17 protein-coding genes are annotated in these 18,996 nt (G+C 69.5%); 5 read left to right on the top strand and 12 right to left on the bottom strand.

Features of this window, described 5'->3' with window-relative positions; translation table 11 throughout:
• Positions 1-37: 37 nt before the first annotated feature.
• Positions 38-625, bottom strand: a complete 588-nt coding sequence (locus tag BWI15_RS37450) for a CGNR zinc finger domain-containing protein (RefSeq protein WP_077019187.1) — start codon at positions 623-625, stop codon at positions 38-40.
• A gap of 125 nt (positions 626-750) precedes the next feature.
• Between BWI15_RS37450 and BWI15_RS37445 the strand changes: the two genes are divergently transcribed.
• The 3 genes from BWI15_RS37445 to BWI15_RS37430 all read left to right on the top strand — a co-directional run bounded on the left by BWI15_RS37445 (position 751) and on the right by BWI15_RS37430 (position 4,765).
• Positions 751-1,512, top strand: a complete 762-nt coding sequence (locus BWI15_RS37445; RefSeq protein ID WP_077019186.1) for an SDR family NAD(P)-dependent oxidoreductase — start codon at positions 751-753, stop codon at positions 1,510-1,512.
• A 116-nt stretch (positions 1,513-1,628) separates the two neighbouring features.
• Positions 1,629-3,002: a TrpB-like pyridoxal phosphate-dependent enzyme gene (locus BWI15_RS37440; RefSeq protein ID WP_077019185.1), complete on the top strand. Its 1,374-nt coding sequence runs from the start codon at positions 1,629-1,631 to the stop codon at positions 3,000-3,002.
• A gap of 1,454 nt (positions 3,003-4,456) precedes the next feature.
• Positions 4,457-4,765, top strand: coding sequence for a hypothetical protein (locus BWI15_RS37430; protein ID WP_077019183.1), 309 nt, complete (start codon positions 4,457-4,459; stop codon positions 4,763-4,765).
• Between the two features lie 38 nt (positions 4,766-4,803).
• Here the strand turns inward: BWI15_RS37430 and BWI15_RS37425 are convergent, their stop codons facing one another.
• Positions 4,804-6,435 (bottom strand): VOC family protein, encoded by a 1,632-nt coding sequence (locus BWI15_RS37425; protein WP_237771621.1) that lies wholly within the window; start codon positions 6,433-6,435, stop codon positions 4,804-4,806.
• Between the two features lie 371 nt (positions 6,436-6,806).
• Entirely contained in the window at positions 6,807-7,259 is a 453-nt protein-coding gene (locus BWI15_RS37420; protein ID WP_077019181.1) for a hypothetical protein, read from the bottom strand.
• Positions 7,260-7,294: 35 nt separating this feature from the next.
• On the opposite strand from BWI15_RS37420, the gene BWI15_RS37415 reads away from it, so the two are divergent.
• On the top strand, positions 7,295-7,804 hold the full coding sequence (locus BWI15_RS37415) for a hypothetical protein (RefSeq protein ID WP_077019180.1): 510 nt from the start codon (positions 7,295-7,297) through the stop codon (positions 7,802-7,804).
• A gap of 109 nt (positions 7,805-7,913) precedes the next feature.
• Positions 7,914-9,260 (top strand): hypothetical protein, encoded by a 1,347-nt coding sequence (locus BWI15_RS37410; protein ID WP_143466125.1) that lies wholly within the window; start codon positions 7,914-7,916, stop codon positions 9,258-9,260.
• Positions 9,261-9,315: 55 nt separating this feature from the next.
• On the opposite strand, the gene BWI15_RS37405 is transcribed toward BWI15_RS37410, so the two are convergent.
• The 9 genes from BWI15_RS37405 to BWI15_RS37365 all read right to left on the bottom strand — a co-directional run bounded on the left by BWI15_RS37405 (position 9,316) and on the right by BWI15_RS37365 (position 18,964).
• Positions 9,316-11,532 (bottom strand): FAD-dependent oxidoreductase, encoded by a 2,217-nt coding sequence (locus tag BWI15_RS37405; RefSeq protein ID WP_077019179.1) that lies wholly within the window; start codon positions 11,530-11,532, stop codon positions 9,316-9,318.
• Between the two features lie 11 nt (positions 11,533-11,543).
• Positions 11,544-12,419 carry a MurR/RpiR family transcriptional regulator gene (locus tag BWI15_RS37400; RefSeq protein WP_237771620.1) on the bottom strand — a complete coding sequence of 292 codons (876 nt, stop codon included), beginning with the start codon at positions 12,417-12,419 and terminating at the stop codon, positions 11,544-11,546.
• Between the two features lie 22 nt (positions 12,420-12,441).
• Complete coding sequence (locus tag BWI15_RS37395) at positions 12,442-13,815, bottom strand: hypothetical protein (protein WP_202817801.1); 1,374 nt, start codon at positions 13,813-13,815, stop codon at positions 12,442-12,444.
• A 14-nt stretch (positions 13,816-13,829) separates the two neighbouring features.
• On the bottom strand, positions 13,830-14,654 hold the full coding sequence (locus tag BWI15_RS37390; RefSeq protein WP_077019176.1) for a carbohydrate ABC transporter permease: 825 nt from the start codon (positions 14,652-14,654) through the stop codon (positions 13,830-13,832).
• Positions 14,647-15,576 carry a carbohydrate ABC transporter permease gene (locus tag BWI15_RS37385; RefSeq protein WP_077019175.1) on the bottom strand — a complete coding sequence of 310 codons (930 nt, stop codon included), beginning with the start codon at positions 15,574-15,576 and terminating at the stop codon, positions 14,647-14,649. Before BWI15_RS37385 ends, BWI15_RS37390 begins: the two co-directional genes overlap by 8 nt.
• On the bottom strand, positions 15,576-16,874 hold the full coding sequence (locus BWI15_RS37380; protein ID WP_077019174.1) for an ABC transporter substrate-binding protein: 1,299 nt from the start codon (positions 16,872-16,874) through the stop codon (positions 15,576-15,578). The genes BWI15_RS37385 and BWI15_RS37380 overlap by 1 nt, the downstream gene beginning before the upstream one ends.
• A 229-nt stretch (positions 16,875-17,103) precedes the next feature.
• On the bottom strand, positions 17,104-18,141 hold the full coding sequence (locus tag BWI15_RS37375; protein ID WP_077019173.1) for a UDP-N-acetylmuramate dehydrogenase: 1,038 nt from the start codon (positions 18,139-18,141) through the stop codon (positions 17,104-17,106).
• Entirely contained in the window at positions 18,138-18,545 is a 408-nt protein-coding gene (locus BWI15_RS37370; RefSeq protein ID WP_077019172.1) for a MaoC/PaaZ C-terminal domain-containing protein, read from the bottom strand. Before BWI15_RS37370 ends, BWI15_RS37375 begins: the two co-directional genes overlap by 4 nt.
• Positions 18,542-18,964 (bottom strand): FAS1-like dehydratase domain-containing protein, encoded by a 423-nt coding sequence (locus BWI15_RS37365; protein WP_077019171.1) that lies wholly within the window; start codon positions 18,962-18,964, stop codon positions 18,542-18,544. Before BWI15_RS37365 ends, BWI15_RS37370 begins: the two co-directional genes overlap by 4 nt.
• Positions 18,965-18,996: the final 32 nt, after the last annotated feature.

Below are 18,996 nucleotides of genomic sequence, written 5' to 3'. Positions count from 1 at the left end.
CCCCTCGGGCCGGCCGGCCTGATGCGCGCCGGATGCGTCAGGTCGCCGAAGGGTCTTTCCGGCGGGCCCGCGAGGCACGAAGATTCATCACGTTGCCGCAGGTCTTCATGTCGTGCCAGACCCGCGCGCTGTTACGTGACAGGTCGTAGAACGCCGCGCCGCAGGCGGGGTTCCGGCAGATCTTGAGGCGGGCGAGCGTGCCGGTGCGCGCGGCGAGCAATGCCTCCATGAGCACCAACGAGGCGACCGCGGCAGCGCCACCGCCCTGCGGCTCGTACTCGAAGCGGTCTCCACGGAACGAGATATCGACTGCCAGCCGGGACGGAGCGCTGTCCTGGGCTTCGCCGGTGAGCCAACCGCGGACCTGGTCGCGGAGCTCACGGAGAGCGGGCAGGTCCTGCGGGGAGATCGAGATCCGGGCCGGCGTCTGCCCGGTCTGCTCGCCCCAGGTCCGCATCGACGCATCGACCGCGCTCTGCGCCGTCGTCTCGTCGGCGAGCAGATCGGGCAAGGGCGCGACGGTCATACCGGCCGTGTTCAACAGGTCCTGCACCACGGACAAGCCCTTGGGCGCCTGATCCACCCCTAGGCGTTGGGTGCTCGTCGGGTGCTCGTCGCTCGTCACGATAGTCAGCCTAGCGCCATTCTTGACAGCACCGTAAGAATGACGCCAATGTCACATGACATTGCCGTAAGTCTTACGATGGTGTCATCCTCCTGTGGTCACCGATCACGAACCACGGAGGAACCATGAGCATCTCGCTGACCGACACGCCCGTTCTCGTCACCGGAGCCAGTGGTGGCATCGGCGCGGCCACCGCGCTCACCCTCGCCGCCCAGGGCGCGAACGTCGCACTGGTTGCCCGGCGCAAGGACCGCCTCGACGAGCTCGCCGAGCGGATCCGGGCCGACGGCGGCACGGCGCTCGCCATCGAGGCGGACATCACCGACCAACTGCAGGCCACCGCCGCAGTGGAGCAGACGGTCGAGACTTTCGGCGGCCTGAACACGCTCGTCAACAACGCCGGCATCATGCTGCTGGGCCCGGCCGAGAGCGCGCCGGTCGAGGAGTGGGACCGGATGATCAGGATCAACCTGCAGGGACTGCTCTACACGACCCACGCCGCGCTGCCGCATCTGCTCACTGCGGCTGCGGGCGCTCGCCGTACCGCTGACATCGTCAACGTCAGCTCACTCGCGGGCCGCTTCCCAGTGGCCGGATCTGCTGTGTACAGCCTGACCAAGCAGGGCGTCGGGGCCTTCAGCGAGGCGCTGCGCCAGGAGGTCGCCGGGCGGCACGTCCGGATCTCACTGGTCGAGCCGGGCCCGGTCGCGACCGAACTGTTCACCCACATCCGGGCGGAGGTGCTCGAGGCGAACAAGGACTCCTGGGCGGATTCGACGTTGCTCGAGGCTGAGGACATCGCGGACACCATCGCGTTCATCGTCAGCCGGCCGGCGCGGGTCGTGATGAGCGAGCTGCTGGTCCGTCCTGATGGGAGTCAGTGGTAGGCGGCTTCGAGCTGGTGTGGCTTCGCGCGGGGCGTCCGGAGAAGTGCGCGGTAAGTGCGCAATGAGTTCCTCTTCGGTGCATTGCCGGGGAACCCGCGCGGGCCTAACTTTGCTGCATGACGACGCCGACGAAGATCCTGTTGCCCGAGGACGAACTGCCCACCCGGTGGTACAACGTGCTGCACGATCTGCCGACACCACCGCCGGCAGTGCTGCATCCGGGGACCGGTCAGCCGGTCGGACCGGAGGACCTGGCGCCGTTGTTCCCGATGGACCTGATCCTGCAGGAGGTGTCGCAGGACCAGTACGTCGACATCCCTGGTGAGGTGCTCGACGTGTACCGGCTCTGGCGGCCGAGCCCGCTGTACCGGGCGCACCGGCTGGAGAAGGCGCTCGATACGCCCGCGCGGATCTACTACAAGTACGAAGGCGTCTCCCCCGCCGGTTCGCACAAGCCGAACACGGCCGTCCCGCAGGCCTACTACAACGCCAAGGCCGGGATCCGGAAGCTGACCACCGAGACCGGCGCCGGCCAGTGGGGTACGGCGCTGGCGTTCGCCTGCGCGCAGTACGGGCTGGAGTGCGAGGTCTGGCAGGTCCGGGCGTCGTACGACCAGAAGCCGTACCGGCGCACGATGATGGAGGTGTTCGGCGCAACCGTCCACCCGAGCCCGTCCGATTTGACCGAGGCCGGCCGCAAGATCCTGGCCGAGAACCCGGACTCCACCGGTTCGCTCGGCATCGCGATCAGCGAGGCGGTCGAGATGGCCGTGCAGGACGAGTCCGTGCACTACGCGCTCGGCTCGGTGCTGAACCACGTGCTGCTGCACCAGACGATCATCGGCGAGGAAGCCCTGATGCAGCTCGCGATGGTCGGCGAGAACCCCGACCTGATCGTCGGCTGCACCGGCGGCGGCTCCAACTTCGGCGGCCTGGCGTTCCCGTTCCTGCGGGAGAAGTGGGCCGGTCGCCAGTCCCCGATCGTCCGCGCGGTCGAGCCCGAGGCCTGCCCGACGCTGACCCAGGGCACATACGCGTACGACTTCGGCGACACCCTCGGCATGACCCCGCTGATGAAGATGCACACCCTCGGCCACGACTTCGTGCCCGACCCGATCCACGCCGGCGGCCTGCGCTACCACGGCATGAGCCCGCTGATCAGCCACCTGTACGAAACCGGCGAGATCGAAGCGATCGCCAAGCCCCAGTCCGAGTGCTTCGCCGCCGGCGTCCTGTTCGCCCGCACCGAAGGCATCGTCCCCGCCCCCGAACCCACCCATGCCCTGGCCGCCACCATCGAGGAAGCCCAACGCTGCAAGGAATCCGGCGAGGAAAAAGTCATCCTCACCGCCCTCTGCGGCCACGGCCACCTCGACCTGGCCGCCTACGACTCCTACCTGTCCGGCACCATCACCGACCGAGCCTGGAACGACGCCGACCTCCAGGCCGCGGTAGCCGCGGCGCTCGAGAAGCTCCCGGCCGTCAACTGACGGTTCATTGACCCGCCCGCGCAGTTCCAGCGGGCGGGTCCAGGTTGTCAGGCGAGCCCCACCGCGAGTTCAGCCATCCGGACGTTCCCCAATCAGGTCCGCACCGTCGCGAACGCCGTCCGGCCGTCGTCGGAGAGGGTTCTCGGTCGGCGGTCGAATTGCCGAGCCCGCACATCCGATTCGGCCCGCCCGCTTGCCCCGGCGGGCTCGTTGCTGGTCGGGCGGCGTGCCGGGACAGCCGCGTTTGGCGGGAGGACAGGCGCGTACAACGTACGGGTGCCCGCCGTGGCCCGCCCGGGCCACCATCTCCAGCAGGTTGCCGATGTAGGCCAGGTCGCCGGCGCCGACGCTGACCACCTCTCCGACCGCGTTGCCGGATGGCCGGGTTTCCCCGGATGGCCGCGTGTGCCCGGATGGCCGCGTGTGCCCCGATGGCCCGGGATAGCGGCGAATGCCGGGATAGCCGCGGGTGTCGGGATGGTCGAGCTAGCCGGGCGGCCATCTCGGTCGAGCGGCCGACGAGAGGTGTCGCTCCGTTGCCGGGATAGCGGCGTGGCCGGAATGGCAGCGTGGCCGGGATGGCAGCGTGGCTGGGATAGCGGCGTGGCCGGGAGGGCCGCGTCGATGACGACCGCGTACACCCTCCGGGTTGAGCCCGGCCTCCCTCGCCACCTACGTCGTCCCGGACACCTCCACGGCGGTTGCCGGCACCTCGCGGTTGACCACGGGCAGCCGGCCGAAAGGTCTTCGGCACCATGCTGGCGATTGGCGGACGGACGACGTCGCGCTCCTGCGGCGGTTGAGGTGCTGAGCGACACGTTCTCTGACGCGGTGCACCTACGCAACGGGATCAGGAACAGCCGGTCCGCGGCCGCCTGACTTGTTCGCGTACCAGTGCGGTGGAGACCGGCCGCGTTGGGACGAGCGCGAGAGGGGCGCGGGCGAGCGGGGAGCGGGCAGCGGCGCATGAGTCGGCCCGGTCAGCCGGCTCGGCGCTCGGGCGAGCGGGCAGCGGGCGAGCGGGCGGACCTCCAGCACCGACCAACTGGCATCCGGCGCACCTCGGCAGGCGCACACCGACTCGGTGCAGCCAAGTGGGCGCAGGTTGCTCGGTGGTGGAGGTCGGCCAACCAAGCAAGACGTGACGGGTGCGCACCGACGGCAGCGCAGTCGACCGGGTTGACTCGCTGTTGCCGGGCGAGCGGACGTGCAGCACTCATCAACCGTCCGCCAACACATCTGCTCAGGCGGGGGACGACTGGCTCGACTCGTGCTGGCGCCGGTTGGTGAGTGGTGCACGTCCGCGCATCGGCTGTGCGATGTGGTGGCGCGTTTCCCAGCCCGTCCTCGTAGTGCGAGCGGTCGAAGATCCCGATCATGCCCGGCTCCGACGACGCACGAGGCCGGCCGGCGACGGCTTGTCTGCGACGACCTGTCGGCCGGGTGGCTAGGGGTTGGCCGAGTGGGACGCGACCGGCCTGGTGCCGAAGACGGCGATGCCGGAGCAACCGGCCGAGCCCGACCCGTCCAGCAGCCGGGTCAGCCTCTTGAGCCTGCTGCTGCATCACCAGGTTTCCCAAGCTGCTGTCTACGCGCCGCTGTCGACCGCGGCGGCAGCGGTGGCTTCCCCCGAGCCGAGTCGTCGGCCGGCACCATCACCGTCGTTGACCGGCGCGCGGTCCCTGGCGTTCAAGCTTGGCGTGCTTGTCCTTCAGGTCGCGTGCGTGTTCGGTGCCGAGTGCGGCGGGAGATCCGCTCGTTGACGGGAAACCGCCGAGCGTGGAGCTCAGCGGACGCGCGCTCATCCCCCACTGACGATCACCATTTCGTTGCCTTCGGGGTCGGCGATCCGCCAGCGATTTTCCGCCTCGTCAAGAAGCCGGCCGCCTGCTGCGACGGTCGTGGTGACGCGCGCCTGCGCGAGGTCCGCCGGCACGGCGAGTTCGAAGTGGATGCGGTTGCGCTGGCGACGTCGTTCCGTGTCCGAGGCGTCGAGCTGTTGGAACAGCAGCACCGGGTTCAACCGCCGCGGATCGTGGATGTCGCTGGCGCCGGTTCGTCGGTCGGGGGTGTAGCCGAGTGCGGCGAGCCAGAACTCGCGGACCGCGGCGACATCGGCGGCGTCGAGGAACAGTTGAGTGAAGCGCGGGAGCCCCAGATCAACAGTTGCCCCGAGGTCGCGGGCGGCGGTCTGGAGGTTTTCGGCGAGGTCGGTGAAGTCGAGGTCGAGGCCGTGGGCATCCTTCTCCCACTGGTCCTTGCCGCTGTCGATGATCACCAGCCCGGGGCGCAGGTCGACCAGCAGCGGAAAGCCCATGTCGTCGGCCAGTGCCGCTGCTGCGGCGGCCAGGTCGCGCTGCTGCGTCGGCGTTCCCACGCGGTAGCACACCATCGCGCTGAACACCGCCTGCCAGTCGTCCGTCCCAGCCCTCTCGCCAAGCGCCCCGCCCGGCACCAAGTCGACGTCGTTGCCGTCCGGGTCGGAGTGGCAGACCCCGTACGGTCCGGACGGCTCACCGAGACCCAACTGCTCGACCGCCGCGGCCGGCCGCACCACGTCGAGGTGGATGCGGTTTCGCAACGGCCGTGACTCGGTCGACTGCCGGATCCGTAGCGCGGGGTCGCGCCGCAACGGATCCGCCAAACCGCCGTCCTCCTCAGGTACGTAGTCGAGCACCCGCTGCCAGAACTGCCTCACCTCAGACGGGTTCGTGGACTCGAACACCACGCTCAGCTGCTGCAGAGCGGCAGGATTCGCGGCCAGCCCGAGATCCCGCGCCGCTGCCGACACCGCCTCGGCGTGCTCGACCGAGTCGAGGCGCACCCGCAGGCCTGTCGCGCGCAGGTCGAGCAAGGTGTCGGCCGACAGCTCCACGATCCGCCCGGCCAGCGCAGCCCCCTCGATCAGCGAAGGCGCGTCGAACCATGCCGTCGCAACGCCGTCGACGACCCGCCAATCCGTTCCGAGCTCGGTCATATCGGCACTGTAGAGCCCAATTCGGACGATCTGCGTCCGGATGTGAACCTGTCCTGGTCGAGATGGACGTACGCCGGGCGACCGGCCGGTGGGCGGCGACCGGTGAGCAGCGGACAAGCCAGCCGACCTGCGGGTGTCCGGCGAGTCGTCGGGCGGACGCACGGGGCTTGCGGGCTTGCGGGCTTGCGGGCTTGCGGGCTTGCGGGCTTGCGGGCTTGCGGGCTTGCGGGCTTGCGGGCTTGCGGGCTTGCGGGCTTGCGGGCTTCCGGGCTTCCGGGCTTCCGGGCTTCCGGGCTTCCGGGCTTCCGGGCGAATCTGCACCACCGACCAACGCTCCTGCAACTCGCCTCCGCAGGCGTACACCCGCTCGGTCTGGCCAGGCGGGCGCAGGTTGATCGGTGATGCAGGTCGGCTTCGTCGGCCTACGGCCCGAACCAGCGCGCCTGCCGTCGCCAAAGGCAAGCACGAAAGGGCGAGCGCGAAAGGGCGAGCGCGAACGGCGAGCGTCGATCACCGGCGCGCCCGACGCCACGCCGGTCCCGAGCACGCCGCTGGAACCGGACCGGCCGCGCCCCACCCGTGCGCGCCGATGCGGACGTGGTCAGCACCAGCGTGGGCAACGCGCTCCTGCCGAGGATGCTGCCCCGGCCGCCGGTTCATGAACCAGAGCCCGCAGACCATCGGCTACGCGCTCGCCGACTCGCCGGTCGCGATGGCGGCCGGTCGGAATCAGTGGTCAGCGGGGCAGGGATTGGGTGCGCCCAAGGTGCGTGCCCCGGTCTGCCCCGCCAACCGCGCACGCCTCAGAATCGTGCTGCTCGGGCAGCTTATTTCGGGTGGTCGCGGTCCGGTTTCAGCTCGTGGCCCGGGAGGCCGGGGGTTCGGCGGTCGCGTTTCATTTCGGCTTCGCGGAGGTGGCGGACGCCGCCGCAGAACTCGTCGCGGGCCTTCTGCTCCAACTCGGTGAACAACGCGTAGTAGCCGGTCTCGTAGTCGTCGACGATCTGGAAGGTCCAGCGGTTGTCGATCACGTTGCGGCCGAGCAGTTCGCGTTCGATCTTGTCCGCGAACTCGTCGTGGCCGGCGTCGCGGAAGCGCTGGACGACGTCGTCCAACTCGTTGTCTGCGCGGCCAGTCAACTCGTGGAAGCCGTACAGGTAGCCGCGGGCGCGGTTCACCGTTTCGAGGGCGTGGGTGAGCCGGCCGACCGCCAGTACCGTCGCGTCGTCGTCGACTCCTTCGGGCCGCGGCCGGGGGGATGCCTGTGCGTCGTCGTTCATGACCACGCGGTACCCAGCCCGCTAGGGTGGGAAGCGTGCCGGAGGAAGCGGTCACCACGTTGCGGGCCGAGTTGAACGGGTTCGAGCGGGCCGAGGTCGGGTTCGCGTTGCTGGAGACGTTCCTCCAGGTGGCGGGGCCGTGGGGTGTCGAGGCGGTGCTCGATCCGCGGCGGTTGGTGCTGCCGGACGAGATGACCGACGACCGGGCGCTGGTCCAGGGCCTGATCGAGGAGTCCGGGCGACGGCCGCCGGACAAGTGGGGCCCGTTCACGGTGCACGAACGACGCTTCAACGTGGACGACGACCAGGCCCGCTGGGACTACACCCGGCTCGCCTACTGCTCGTCGGCGGCAACGGTCTGGGCCCGATCCCGCAGTACGACGTACTTCGAGGTCGTCAACCACCAGCGCGCGACGTACTGGCTGCCGGAGAGCCTGAAAGACCAGTACTTCGCGACCCTGGAGGCCAAGCGCTGGCAGATCCCGTCCAGCTGGCTGGCCGCCGTCCCCAAGCAGCCGAAACCGTGGTGGAAGCGCGGCCGCTGACCCTGCGTGGGGCAGATCAGTGGGGCATCTCGGGGCATCACGGGGCAGTTCATCCACAGCGGCGGTTTTCGTGGTCACCGCGCGTGTTCGCACTCCTACAGTGACGGACATGTCGGAGGTGAACGGGTTGTTGCGGGATGCCCGCGAGCGGACGCCGTCGCGGCGCGCGCCGGGCGAGCACATGTCCAGGGCCGAGCTCGCGGAGGCGGTCTGTGCGTGGCTGTGGGAAACCACCGGGGTCGAGTACGACCTGGACGGGCACTACATCGCGAAGCTGGAGCGCGGCGTCGTGCGCTGGCCGGGCGCGGCCTACCGGTCCGGGCTGCGACACGTGCTGAAGGTTGCCACGGACAACGAGCTGGGCTTCTCCCCCGGCGGCCGGAGCGGGCCGGCCGAGCTCGACCTGAGTGCGTCCGCGGTGCTCGGGCTGGAGCAGGTGCTGGTCGAGGCCGGCGACGAGTCGGCCACCATGCTGAGCGTCGCCGAGGAGTCGAATGTCGGTGACCTCACCGTCGAACAGCTGCACGCCGACATCCACCGGGTCTGCCAGGAGTACCTGCGGATGCCGACCAAGGACCTGTTCCTGCGCAGCCGGTCGGTGCGCGACCGGGCCTTCCGGCTGCTGACCGGGCGGCAGTCGCCGGGGCAGAGCCGGGAGCTCTACACCGCGGCCGGCTGGGCGTTGATCATGCTCGGCTGGATGTCGGTCGACCTCGGCCGCCCCGATCTCGCCGAGAACCACACCCGTACGGCGTGGGCCTGCGCCGAGGCGGCCGACCACGCCGACCTGCGGGCCTGGGTGCGCGCCACCCAGCACACCGCCGCGTTCTGGCAGGACGACTTCTCCCGCGCCGCCGAGTACGCCGAGTCCGGGCTGCAGTACGCGACCGGCTCGTCGCGGCTGTTCCTGGCCAGCGCCCTGGCCGTCGATCTGGCCCGCACCGGCCGGATCGACCAAGCCCGGACCGCGCTGACCGCAGCCCAGCGCATGCCCGAGCGGTACGGCGAGTACGAGCTGGCCGGCCCCTTGCTCTGTACGCCGCCCCGCGCGGAGGGCCTGTGGTCCGACGCCCACCTCGCGCTCGGCCGGGCCGGCAAGACCCTCGAGCACGCCGAGCACAGCATGGCCGAGTTCGAGCAGTCCCCGCCCGCCCACCGCAACCCGGGCGCGGAGCGGATGGTCCGCCTCCAGCAGGTCAAGGCCCACCTGGAACTCGGCCAGCTGGACGGCGCCCTGACGGCCCTGACCAGCGTCATCGAAACTCCGGCCGAGTTCCGGGTCCGGCCGCTGATTCACCGGATGAGCGAGGTCGGCGCGATGACCCGCACCGAGCGCTACACCAGCGAACCGGCCGCCGCCGAGATCCAGGTCGCCGCCCGCGAGTTCATCCGCAAGGCCGCCCCACGCCGCCGCTCCCGCCGCCGGCGCGCCGCCCCCGCCAGCAAATCGGCCTGACCGCGGCACTCCTTCCCCGACGAACGCGCGCCTCCCTGACGAACACGCGTCCCGACTAGTACGCGCGAAGGGAAACCACGTGAGCCCGGCGTGCCCCATTGGTGGCGGTCACCGTGAGACGAAGCGCACTCAGCAACGCGGGCCGGGCCAACCGGTGCACCTGCCGACGACGACGATTCGCCTCGACAGTAGCGACGTGCTGCCACTCACCGTCCGCGGTCCGGCCCTCCAGCTGGTAGTCCCGCAGCAGCGTAGGCAACACCTCGTACGGCGTCCGATGGTGATGCAGGTTGATCAGATCCTCCTCGACATCGTCGTCCAGGATGACAACAACCTCCCCGACCTCGACCGGCTCGGGCCACCTCACCTCGAGCCGAGGCGCCGGATCCCAAGCCAGGTCCTCGGAGCACCAAAGGTTCGGCCCGCCGTACGGACGCGAATAGCCGCCGACCACCTGCGACGGCGAGTACGCCGAAGTGTCGCCACCGACCCGGTAGCACAGACCTCCGCGCGGAAGGATGTGCTTCCACGAGCGAAACTGCTCGGTGTACCGCTCGTCCGGGTCGGGCTCGCGATGCGCGAAGCAGATCGTCCCGGGCAGCGCGGTAGCCGAGGTATGCACCGACACCGCAGGATTCGCCTTCAGCACGACCAGGACATTTCCGGGCTGCTCAGGTCGCCAGGACAGCGGCACGGAGACCCAGCGCTTCTCACCAGCAGGCAGCTCGACGTCACACCCGGCGAGCCGAGCCAGCGGCAAGTAGTTCTGAGGCTTCAAGGGATCGTGCAGCTCGACCGCCAACGACGTCGCCTCGGTGGCGTCGACCAGCAGTTCCAGCCCGTCCAGCGCAGGATCGACCGGAAGCACCATCGCGACATCCGAGGCCAGCGAAAGGGTCCCGTCCGACACCTCGACCGCGAGGCGGCGCAGCGTCGACGAGGCGGTCGCCGACGCGGTCAACGCCAGGTTGGCGGGATCGGAGTCCACAACGCCGAGGACCGACGCGTCAGCCCGCTGCAGTGCGTGGCGGACCAGGTCGAACCTCTCGGTGGCCAGCTCCCGCGGCGTCAACCCATTGCTCAAGGCAACAGCGGCCGCGGTGCCCGCCGCCTCACCGAGTACGGCGCAGGTCGCCATCACCCGCGTGGTGCCGAAGGCGACGTGGGTGGCGGAGATGTTCCGCCCGGCCATCCACAGGTTGCGGACGTTGCGGGAGTACAGCGTGCGCAACGGAATGTGGTAGTTCCCGTCCGGGTGCCAGTGCTTCGACCCGCGCTCAGTGGCGTACATGCCGCCCGGCGGATGCAGGTCGATCGACCAGCCCCCGAAGGCCACCCGGTCGTCGAACTCGGTCTGCCCGAGCACGTCGTGCTGGGTGAGGACGTGGTCGCCGACGAACCGCCGGTACTCCCGCTTGCCCGGCACCGCGCCGATCCACTCCAGCGTCAGACGGTCCGCGTCGAAGCGGCCCGAGTTCTTGATGTGGTCCCAGATCCCGTAGACCGCCGCCTGGAGCTCGTCGCGGATCCGCTCGTTGTCGTCGACGACGTCGAGCTCACCGCCCCACTCGATCCACCAGTACGCGCACCCGTACGCGTCGGTCCGGATGATCCGCCGCTCCGGGATCGAGGTGGTGCTGATGTCCTTCGCGAACGACGGCGGCACGAACCGGACCGGCTCCCCGGCGTCCTTGGTGTAGAAGAGGATCGTGCTGCCGAGCGTGTTGCCGTCCGGCACCTCCGGCGCCCACGATTCGCCGTACGCCGAGCGCGGCTCGCGCCCGGTCATGAACTCGGCGCCGGCCAGGAAACCGATCAGTCCGTCGCCGGAGCAGTCGGCGTAGGCCGGGCTGTGGAAGGTGATCTCCTTCTCCGAGCCCATCTGCCAGCCGGTCACCGAGCGGATCTCGCCGTCGTCGGCGGCGACCGTGCGGACGTCGGTGTTGAGGAACAGCCGGATGTTCGGCTCGGCCTTGACGGCCTCCAGCACGACCAGGTCCCAGTAGTACGGGTTGCCCTCGGGATTGCGGTACTGGTTCTCGACGAACAGCTCGCCCATGATCCCGGTCTCCCGGGCGAAGTGCTGGACACCGTGCGCGGTCGCGCCGCAGACCCAGACCCGGATCTCGCTCGAGGAGTTGCCGCCGAGCACGGGTCGGTTCTGCACCAGGGCGACCGTGCAGCCCTGCCGGGCGGCGCCGATCGCGGCGCAGACTCCGGCGAGACCACCGCCGACGACGGTCAGATCGGTGTGGACGTCGAGCTGCTGCATGCAGCCACCTTTCAGGTGTCGGGATGGACGACCGGTTGTCCCGGTCCGTTCGGGTGGTTGGCGGTCAGGTGGTCGGGCACGCGCTGGGCGACCAGCACGAACAGCAGCCCAGCGGTCAACGTGTCGCTGGCCCGCCCGGCGAAGAACTCGGTCCAGGTGCCACCGACCGGCGTACCGGTGTCGAAGGTGACCTCGGCGAGTCGCCCGACCGGTGAGTCGGCGACGCCGGTGATCGCGACCGACAGGGCGCCCTGGGCGGTCGCGCGCCGGACGAAGTCGAGCGTCGTCCCGTCGGTGCCCGATCTGGTGACGACCAGCCCGACGTCGCCCGGTCCGAGCAGCCCACCGGCGATCTGCGCCGACTGCGGCCCGTCGAAGAACCAGACCGGGATGCCGATCCGGAGCAGGCGGATGTAGAGCTCACGGGCAGGGATCGCGTCGCCCCACTCCCCGTAGATGTGGGTACGCCGGGCGCCCGCGATCGCGTCGGCGACCCGGGTGGCCGCGGCCAGGTCGATCGACGCGAGCGCGTTGCGCAGGGCGTTGGCCTGGGTGCTGGCCAGCACGTTGAGCACCTGCTCGGGCGGGTCGGCCGGGCCGATCGCAAGCCCGATGTCGCTGGCCCAGCCGGCTTCCAGGCCGCGGCCGACCTCCATCGCGAGCGCGGCCCGTAGCGCGGGATAGCCGGCGAAGCCGAGGTGGGTGGACAGCCTGGACACCGTCGCCGCCGAGGTCTGCGCGGCCTCGGCCAGCTTGGTGATCGACCCGCGCGCGACGTCGTCCGGGTTCGCCAGGATGTGCTCGGCGACCCGCAGCATCGCGCCGTTCAGGTCGGGCAGAGCCCGTTTCACCAGTTGCAGCGGGCTCGGAGTGTCAGCTCTCTCCACGTCGTTTCCCATTCCGCGATCATCACGTATAGACGAACTGGGCACTGGCGACGCCGTCGGTGTCGCTGACGACGCGGACCCAGTGCGCGCTGAAGCCGGGCGGGAAGATGTGGGTGTGGATCGTGCCGGGCTCGACGGTGAACGACTCCGACGCACCGAACCGCCCGTGGCCGTGGAAGTCGATCTCCAGCGTCACGGTGATCGCACTGTCCCCGAGGTTCTCCAGGTGCAGGCACTTGTTGTCGAAACCGGTCATCAGATACGGGTCCGACGGCACCCCGGCCTCGACCGGTGTCTCCCACCAGGGACCGCCCCAGCCCGCGGGCTTGCCGAAGTTCCACAGGTCGTCGGTCTTGCCGAACCACAGCCCGGACTGCGGCTCGGCCGTCGTCGGGTTCAGCCCGTGGCTGGGCGACGCGTTGTCCGCGCCTGCGACGAACATGCCGCGCCAGGAGCAGAAGTCGCCGAGCACCCACAGGTGGGTCGAGATCGGCCGGACGCCCCAGATCCGGCCGCCGTACGCCCACGGCGACAGCTCGTAGAACATGCCGTGGTGGTCCAGCAGCAGCCGCTCGTGCTCGACCTCGCGGATCCGCGGCCACTCGGTCTGCCACTTGTGGTCGAAGGTGTGCGACGCCTTCGGCAACCGGTAGCGGGTCCACTTCTGGTCGGCGTCGGTGAACACCTCGAGAATGGCCGAGGCCTGGTCCCAGCCGGAGGCGAAGATCGTGCCGCCGAACTCGTGCCGCCCGCCGATCGCGGTGAACGGCTTGCGGGCCAGGATCCGCCATGTCTCGCCGTCGTACTCGGCGAGCCGGCCGCGTGCCTGACGCCCGTCCCAGTCGGCCTCCTCGTACTCGTTGGAGCAGACCACCAGCCGGCCGAAGCTGGTGTAGCAGTCCTTGTAGTGCACCTTCATCTCGCCGTCGGTGCCGAGCTCGTCGTTGAGGTCGAAGACCTGCACACACGCGTACGTCGTGAGGTCGAGCTCGAACACCTCGCCCTCCATCGCCAGCACGTAGACGTGGGTGTCGGGTTTGGTCAGGTGCCGCGAGGTCCCGCAGACCCGGTGCGGGACCAGTTCGGGGATCGTGGTGATCTTGTGCTCGCGGTCGATCACGTGCGGGCCGAGCACCAGCTGCGAGGTCGGGAAGTGCACGAACCGGTTGGTGTAGGTGCCGTCGACGCCGAGCGTCTCCGGCACGATCTCCATCGTCAGGTCCGGCTCGATCCGGCGCAGGCTGACGCCGGCTCCGCTGCGCGCCTTGTGCGAGTTGTAGTTCTGGACGTAGAGCTTCCCGTTCCACGGCATCAGCGAGCCGACGCCGAGTTCGCTGCGCGGCGGGCCGAAGTCGCCGACCTGCGCGAGGTCCGGAAAGACACCTGAGACGTTCACAAAGGACTCCCTGGTCATTTGATGCCGGTATGGGTCATCGCGGCGATGAAGCGGCGTTGCAGCAGGACGAACACCAGCAGGACCGGCACGATCGAGACCACCGAGGCGGCCATCGTCAGACCGGGCGCGATCGAGCCCTGCTCGTCGACGAAGTCGGTCAGGCCGAGCGGCAGCGTGTAGTTCTCCGGGCTGCTGATCAGCACCAGCGGGGTTTCGTAGTCGTTCCAGGACCAGACGAACGCGAGGATGCCGAGCGCGCTGATCACCGGCGTGGCCAGCGGCAGGTAGATCCGGCGGAAGATCTGCCACTCGTTCGCGCCGTCCATCCGGGCCGCCTCGGCGAACTCGGCCGGCTGGCTGACGAAGAACTGGCGCATCAGGAAGGTGCCGAGCACGGTGAACATGCCGGGCAGGATCAGCGCCCAGAGCGTGTCGTAGAGACCGAGCTTCTGGAAGTAGATGAACCGCGGCACCAGCAGCAGCTGGACCGGGATGATCGCCGTGGCCAGGTACACCAGGAACAGCTTGTCCCGGCCCTTGAACGACATCCGGGCGAACGCGTAGCCGGCCATCGTCGCGGTCAGCAACTCACCGGCGACCCGCAGTACAGCGACGAACACCGACCGGCCGAACGCCGGCAGCACCGAGGACTCGCCGACCAGCACGGTCTTGAAGTTGTCCCACTGGAACGGGTCGGGGATCCACTGCATCGGGATCTTGTACGCCTCCACGTCGGCCTTCAGCGCGGTCGACAGCATCCACGCGAACGGCGCGAGAAACGCGAGCGCCAGGATCCACAGCGGGATTCCCCAGTACCACTTGGCCGCCTTGCTAGTCATTGAGCGCCCTCCCTCGCTGGGCCCGCCAGGTCAGCAACGTCAGCACCAGGACGCCGGCGAAGGTCACCAGGCCGATCGCCGAGGCGTAGCCGAACCGGTAGAACTGGAAGCCGGTCTGGTACATGTAGTACGAGATCGTGGTGGTCGAGTCGCCCGGACCGCCCGCGGTGATCAGCGCGATCAGGCCGAACCCCTGCGACGCGCCGATGATCAGCGTGACCAGCAGGAAGATGGTTGTCGGCAGCAACGATGGCCAGGTGATCGTGCGGAACTTCGCCCACAACCCGGCGCCGTCGATGTCGGCCGCCTCGTACAGTTGCTTCGGCGCGTCCTGCAACGCCGACAGGTAGATCAGCGAGCAGTAGCCGACGCCGCCCCAGACCGCCATCACGATCAGCGCCGGCAACGCCCAGTGCGACGAGGCGAACCAGCCGGGCTCGATCCCGAAGACGCCGAGCACCTGGTTGACCAGCCCGGCCCGCGGGTTCATCAGCATCAGCCAGGTCATCCCGATCGCGACCGTGTTGACGATGTAGGGCAGGAAGAAGATCGCCCGCAGGATCGCGCGACCGGGCAAAGGACGGTTGAGGGCGATGCCGAGCGCCAGGCCCAGCACGACGGTCAACGGCACGCTCACCCCGACGTACACCATGGTCAGGCCGGCCGCGTTCCAGAAGCCGGGGTCCTTGGCGATCGCGACGAAGTTGTCCAGACCGGCGAAGCTGATGCCGCCGAAGCCGGAGACCAGGTTCCAGTCGGTGAAGGCGAGCAGGACGACGCTGATCAACGGGATCAGCGTGAACGCGACCACGCCGAGCAGGTTGGGGGCGACGAACAGGAAGCCGATCCAGCCGCGCGGGCTGATCCCGGGCGCCTTCTCGGTCCGGACCGCGGGCGCCGCGGCGACAGTGGCCGTGGTCATCACGAGCTCCTCTCGGTACGGGCGATCGCGGCGTCGGCCAGTCGCCGGACGTCGCGGATCGCGGGGCCGGGGTCCTTTTCGCCCAGCCAGCACAGGTCGCGCTGCTGGCGGTAGGCGAGATTGATCTCGGGGAAGCCGGCCAGCCGGGTATCGGTGGACAGCTTCGGATCAGCGCCGAGCACGACCCGGCGGAACGAGTCGACGTCGAAGTACTTGTCCGGTTCCTTGCCGAGCACGCCGGTGACCACCTGGTCGTCGGTGACGTTGCCCAGCGTCGGCAGCTTGCCGCCGGCCAGCATCGGGCCCGAGCCCTCGGTCAGCCAGAACTTCACGAACTCCCAGGCAGCGTCGGCCTTCGGGGACTTCGGGTTGACCATCACGAAGTTGTTGTACGAGCCGCCGTTCCAGTCGCCGCCGTCGACGGTCGGCGGCGGGGCGAAGGACACCTTGAAGTCGTGCGGGTACTTCTTCGCGTCGTACAGGTAGCGCAGGTTGAACGGCGCGGTCGACCAGAGGTGGAACTCCTCGGTGAGGAAGGAGTTCTGCTGGTACGCGTCGAGGTGGCGGGCGAGCACTTCGCGCCAGGGAAAGGCGGACCGGTCGGCGATCATTTCCCGGCCGAGCCTGAACGCCTGCTCGAAGTGCGGGTCGCCGAAGTTCGACCGGTCGCCGTCGTACCAGTAGTTCGGGCCGAGCTTGATCCGGGCGACGTCGGGGATCGTGTAGCAGCCGTAGGTCCGCGCGGTGGTCAGCTTCCGGGCGGTCGCGCGGAACTGCTCGATCGTCCACTCGTGCGGCAGCTCGACCCCGGCCCGCTCGCGCAGTTTCTCGTTGAACAGCACGAAGTACGGCTCGCGCGCGGTGGCCAGCGCCTTGATCCGGCCGGCGTCGAGAAAGGCCCGCGGCTGATCGGTGTCCAGGAACACCTTCAGGTCGGGATCGGCCGCGACCCGATCGGTCAGGTCCGCCGCCAGTCCGGACCCGGCCCGCAGCGCGAGGTTGGCCTGCGTGTAGGTGAAGTACACGTCGATGTCGACCCCGCCCTGCAGCGCGGTGTCGAGCTTGAGATTGCCCCGGTCGTCGTTCACGAACCGGGTGTAGTTCACCTGGTACTGCGGGAACTTGCGCTGGAACGCGTCCACCACCTTCTGCGGCCCCGACGCCGCCGGTACGCCGCCCCACACCTGCAGCACGTTCGACGTGGCCCCGCCGCCGGACGAGCACCCGGGCACCACAGCAGCGGCCCCCACCGCCGCCATCCCGGCCAGAAATCCCCGCCGGGACACCTCGTTCCGCATCCTCACACCGACCCCCTCGGGGTAGCCGACCAGCTGAATTCTGCAAGAGATTATCCAGCGGGGTTGCTTCTGCCAACCCTTCGTGCAAATCTTTTTCACGCGACGACCCGGCGAACTCGATGCAGAGGTCGTGGATGAGGAGGTGCAGCCGACGGCGAGAGGTCCGCGCACGCGGTCCGCCGGTGCGGAGCGATCGTGCTGGTCGGCGCCTACGTCGCCCAGGGGTCGGTCAGAGTGAGCAGTTCACCAGCACCGGCTCGTTGACCAGCGTGATGCCGAACGCGTGCTGGACCTGACCGCGGACGTGGGCGGCCAGCGCGAGCAGTTCCTTCGCGGTCGCGCCGCCGCGGTTGGTCAGCGCGAGGGTGTGCTTGGACGACACCGCCGCGTTGCCGATCGCGAAGCCCTTGGAGACGCCGGCGTGCTCGATCAGCCAGGCGGCGCTGGTCTTCACGCGGCCGTCGGGCTGTGGCCACTGCGGCGCACCCGCCGGTACGTCGGCCGTCGCGTCGAGCAGCGGGTTGGTGAAGAACGACCCCGCGCTCCAGGTGTCGTGGTCGTTCTCGTCGAGCACCATGCCCTTGCTCCGGCGCAGGTCGAGCACGGCCTCGCGGACCTCCGTCATCGGCGCGCGGGCACCGGTCTCCACGCCGAGCACGCGCGCGAGTTCGGCGTACTCGATCGGGGCGGACAGGTTGCCGAGCTTCAGCTGGAAGGCGACCTCCAGGACGACGTACCGGCTGGGGTCGGCCTTGAAGCGTGAGGTCCGGTAGGCGAAGCCGCAGTCGGCGGCGAAGATCGTGCGCAGCTTGTTCTCGGTCCGGTCCCAGACGCGGACCGAAGCGATCGTCTCGGAGACTTCGTGGCCGTAGGCACCGACGTTCTGGACCGGGGTGGAGCCGGTCAGGCCGGGGATGCCGGACATCGACTCCAGACCGACCCACTGCTCGGCGATCGCGCGCTGCACGACCGCGTCCCAGTCCTCGCCGGCCTGGATGTGGACCATCGCGCCGGAGCAGGCGTCCGCGTCGACGCGGATCCCGCGGGTCGCGATCCTCACCACCGTGCCGCGGAAGCCCTCGTCGCCGATCACGACGTTGCTGCCGCCGCTGAGCAGCAGCACCGGCTCCTTGGCGGCGTCCGCCGTCCGGACGACGTCGACCAGCTCGGCCTCGGTGGTCACCTCGACCAGCTTGTCGGCCGGTCCGCCGATCCGCAGCGTGGTCAGGTCCGCGAGCCGCAGGTCCGCGGTCTGCTGGGTGTTCACTGGGCCCGCACGACCGCTCGCGCCCGGCCGAGGACTTTCTCCTCGCCGGCCAGCGCGGTGATGTCGAGCTCCGCGAGGCCGTCGGCGACCTTGTCGACCTTCGCGGAGAACGTCACCGTCGCCCCTTTGTCGTCGTCCGGTACGACGACCGGCTTGGTGAAGCGAACTCCGTACTCGACCAGGTCGGCGGGGTCGTCCAGCCAGTCGGTCACCACGCGGGCGGCCAGGGCCATCGTGAGCATGCCGTGCGCGATCACGCCGGGCAGACCGAGCGCGCCCGCCATCCGGTCGCTCCAGTGGATCGGGTTGAAGTCGCCGCCCGCGCCGGCGTACCGGACCAGGTCCTCGCGGCGCACGGTCACGGTCAGCGACGGCAGCTCGAAACCTACCTGCACGTTTTTCATGCGTCCGCCCGGTTGTGTGTGACGGTCGCGGTCGAGGTGGCGAGCTGCTCGCCGTCGGCGCTGGTCAGGACGGTCTCGTACATGATCACCTCGACGTCACCTGCTTTGCGGACGGTGGTGATGGTCGCCGTGGCGGCCACCTCGTCGCCGGCCTTGATCGGCCGGACGTAGCTGAATTTCTGCGCGCCGTGCACGATCCGGTCCAGCCGCAGCCCGAGGTCCGGGTCGGCCAGCAACAGATCGAGAGCGGGCGCGCTCAGCACGAACGCGAAGGTGGGCGGCGCGACGGCGTCGTCCCCCCGGTACGCCGGGTTGGGGTCGCCGATCGCTTCGGCGAACTCCCGGATCTTCTCCCGGCCGACCTGGTAGGTCTCGGCGGCCGTGTAGCTCCGGCCGACCATCGTGGCGTCGATCGTCATGTCCAGTAACCCTACTGGCAGGATGGGCGGTC

The organism is Kribbella sp. ALI-6-A, from assembly GCF_001984195.1.
Lineage (GTDB): Bacteria > Actinomycetota > Actinomycetes > Propionibacteriales > Kribbellaceae > Kribbella.
This window is presented reverse-complemented; position numbering and strand designations above follow the sequence as displayed.

Coding starts and splice junctions, on each gene's coding strand:
- BWI15_RS37420 (WP_077019181.1), bottom strand. CDS start 7,259: ATGAACGACGACGCACAGGCATCCCCCCGGCCGCGGCCCGAAGGAGTC.
- BWI15_RS37390 (WP_077019176.1), bottom strand. CDS start 14,654: ATGACTAGCAAGGCGGCCAAGTGGTACTGGGGAATCCCGCTGTGGATC.
- BWI15_RS37445 (WP_077019186.1), top strand. CDS start 751: ATGAGCATCTCGCTGACCGACACGCCCGTTCTCGTCACCGGAGCCAGT.
- BWI15_RS37385 (WP_077019175.1), bottom strand. CDS start 15,576: ATGACCACGGCCACTGTCGCCGCGGCGCCCGCGGTCCGGACCGAGAAG.
- BWI15_RS37380 (WP_077019174.1), bottom strand. CDS start 16,874: ATGCGGAACGAGGTGTCCCGGCGGGGATTTCTGGCCGGGATGGCGGCG.
- BWI15_RS37370 (WP_077019172.1), bottom strand. CDS start 18,545: ATGAAAAACGTGCAGGTAGGTTTCGAGCTGCCGTCGCTGACCGTGACC.
- BWI15_RS37440 (WP_077019185.1), top strand. CDS start 1,629: ATGACGACGCCGACGAAGATCCTGTTGCCCGAGGACGAACTGCCCACC.
- BWI15_RS37405 (WP_077019179.1), bottom strand. CDS start 11,532: ATGCAGCAGCTCGACGTCCACACCGATCTGACCGTCGTCGGCGGTGGT.
- BWI15_RS37410 (WP_143466125.1), top strand. CDS start 7,914: ATGTCGGAGGTGAACGGGTTGTTGCGGGATGCCCGCGAGCGGACGCCG.
- BWI15_RS37365 (WP_077019171.1), bottom strand. CDS start 18,964: ATGACGATCGACGCCACGATGGTCGGCCGGAGCTACACGGCCGCCGAG.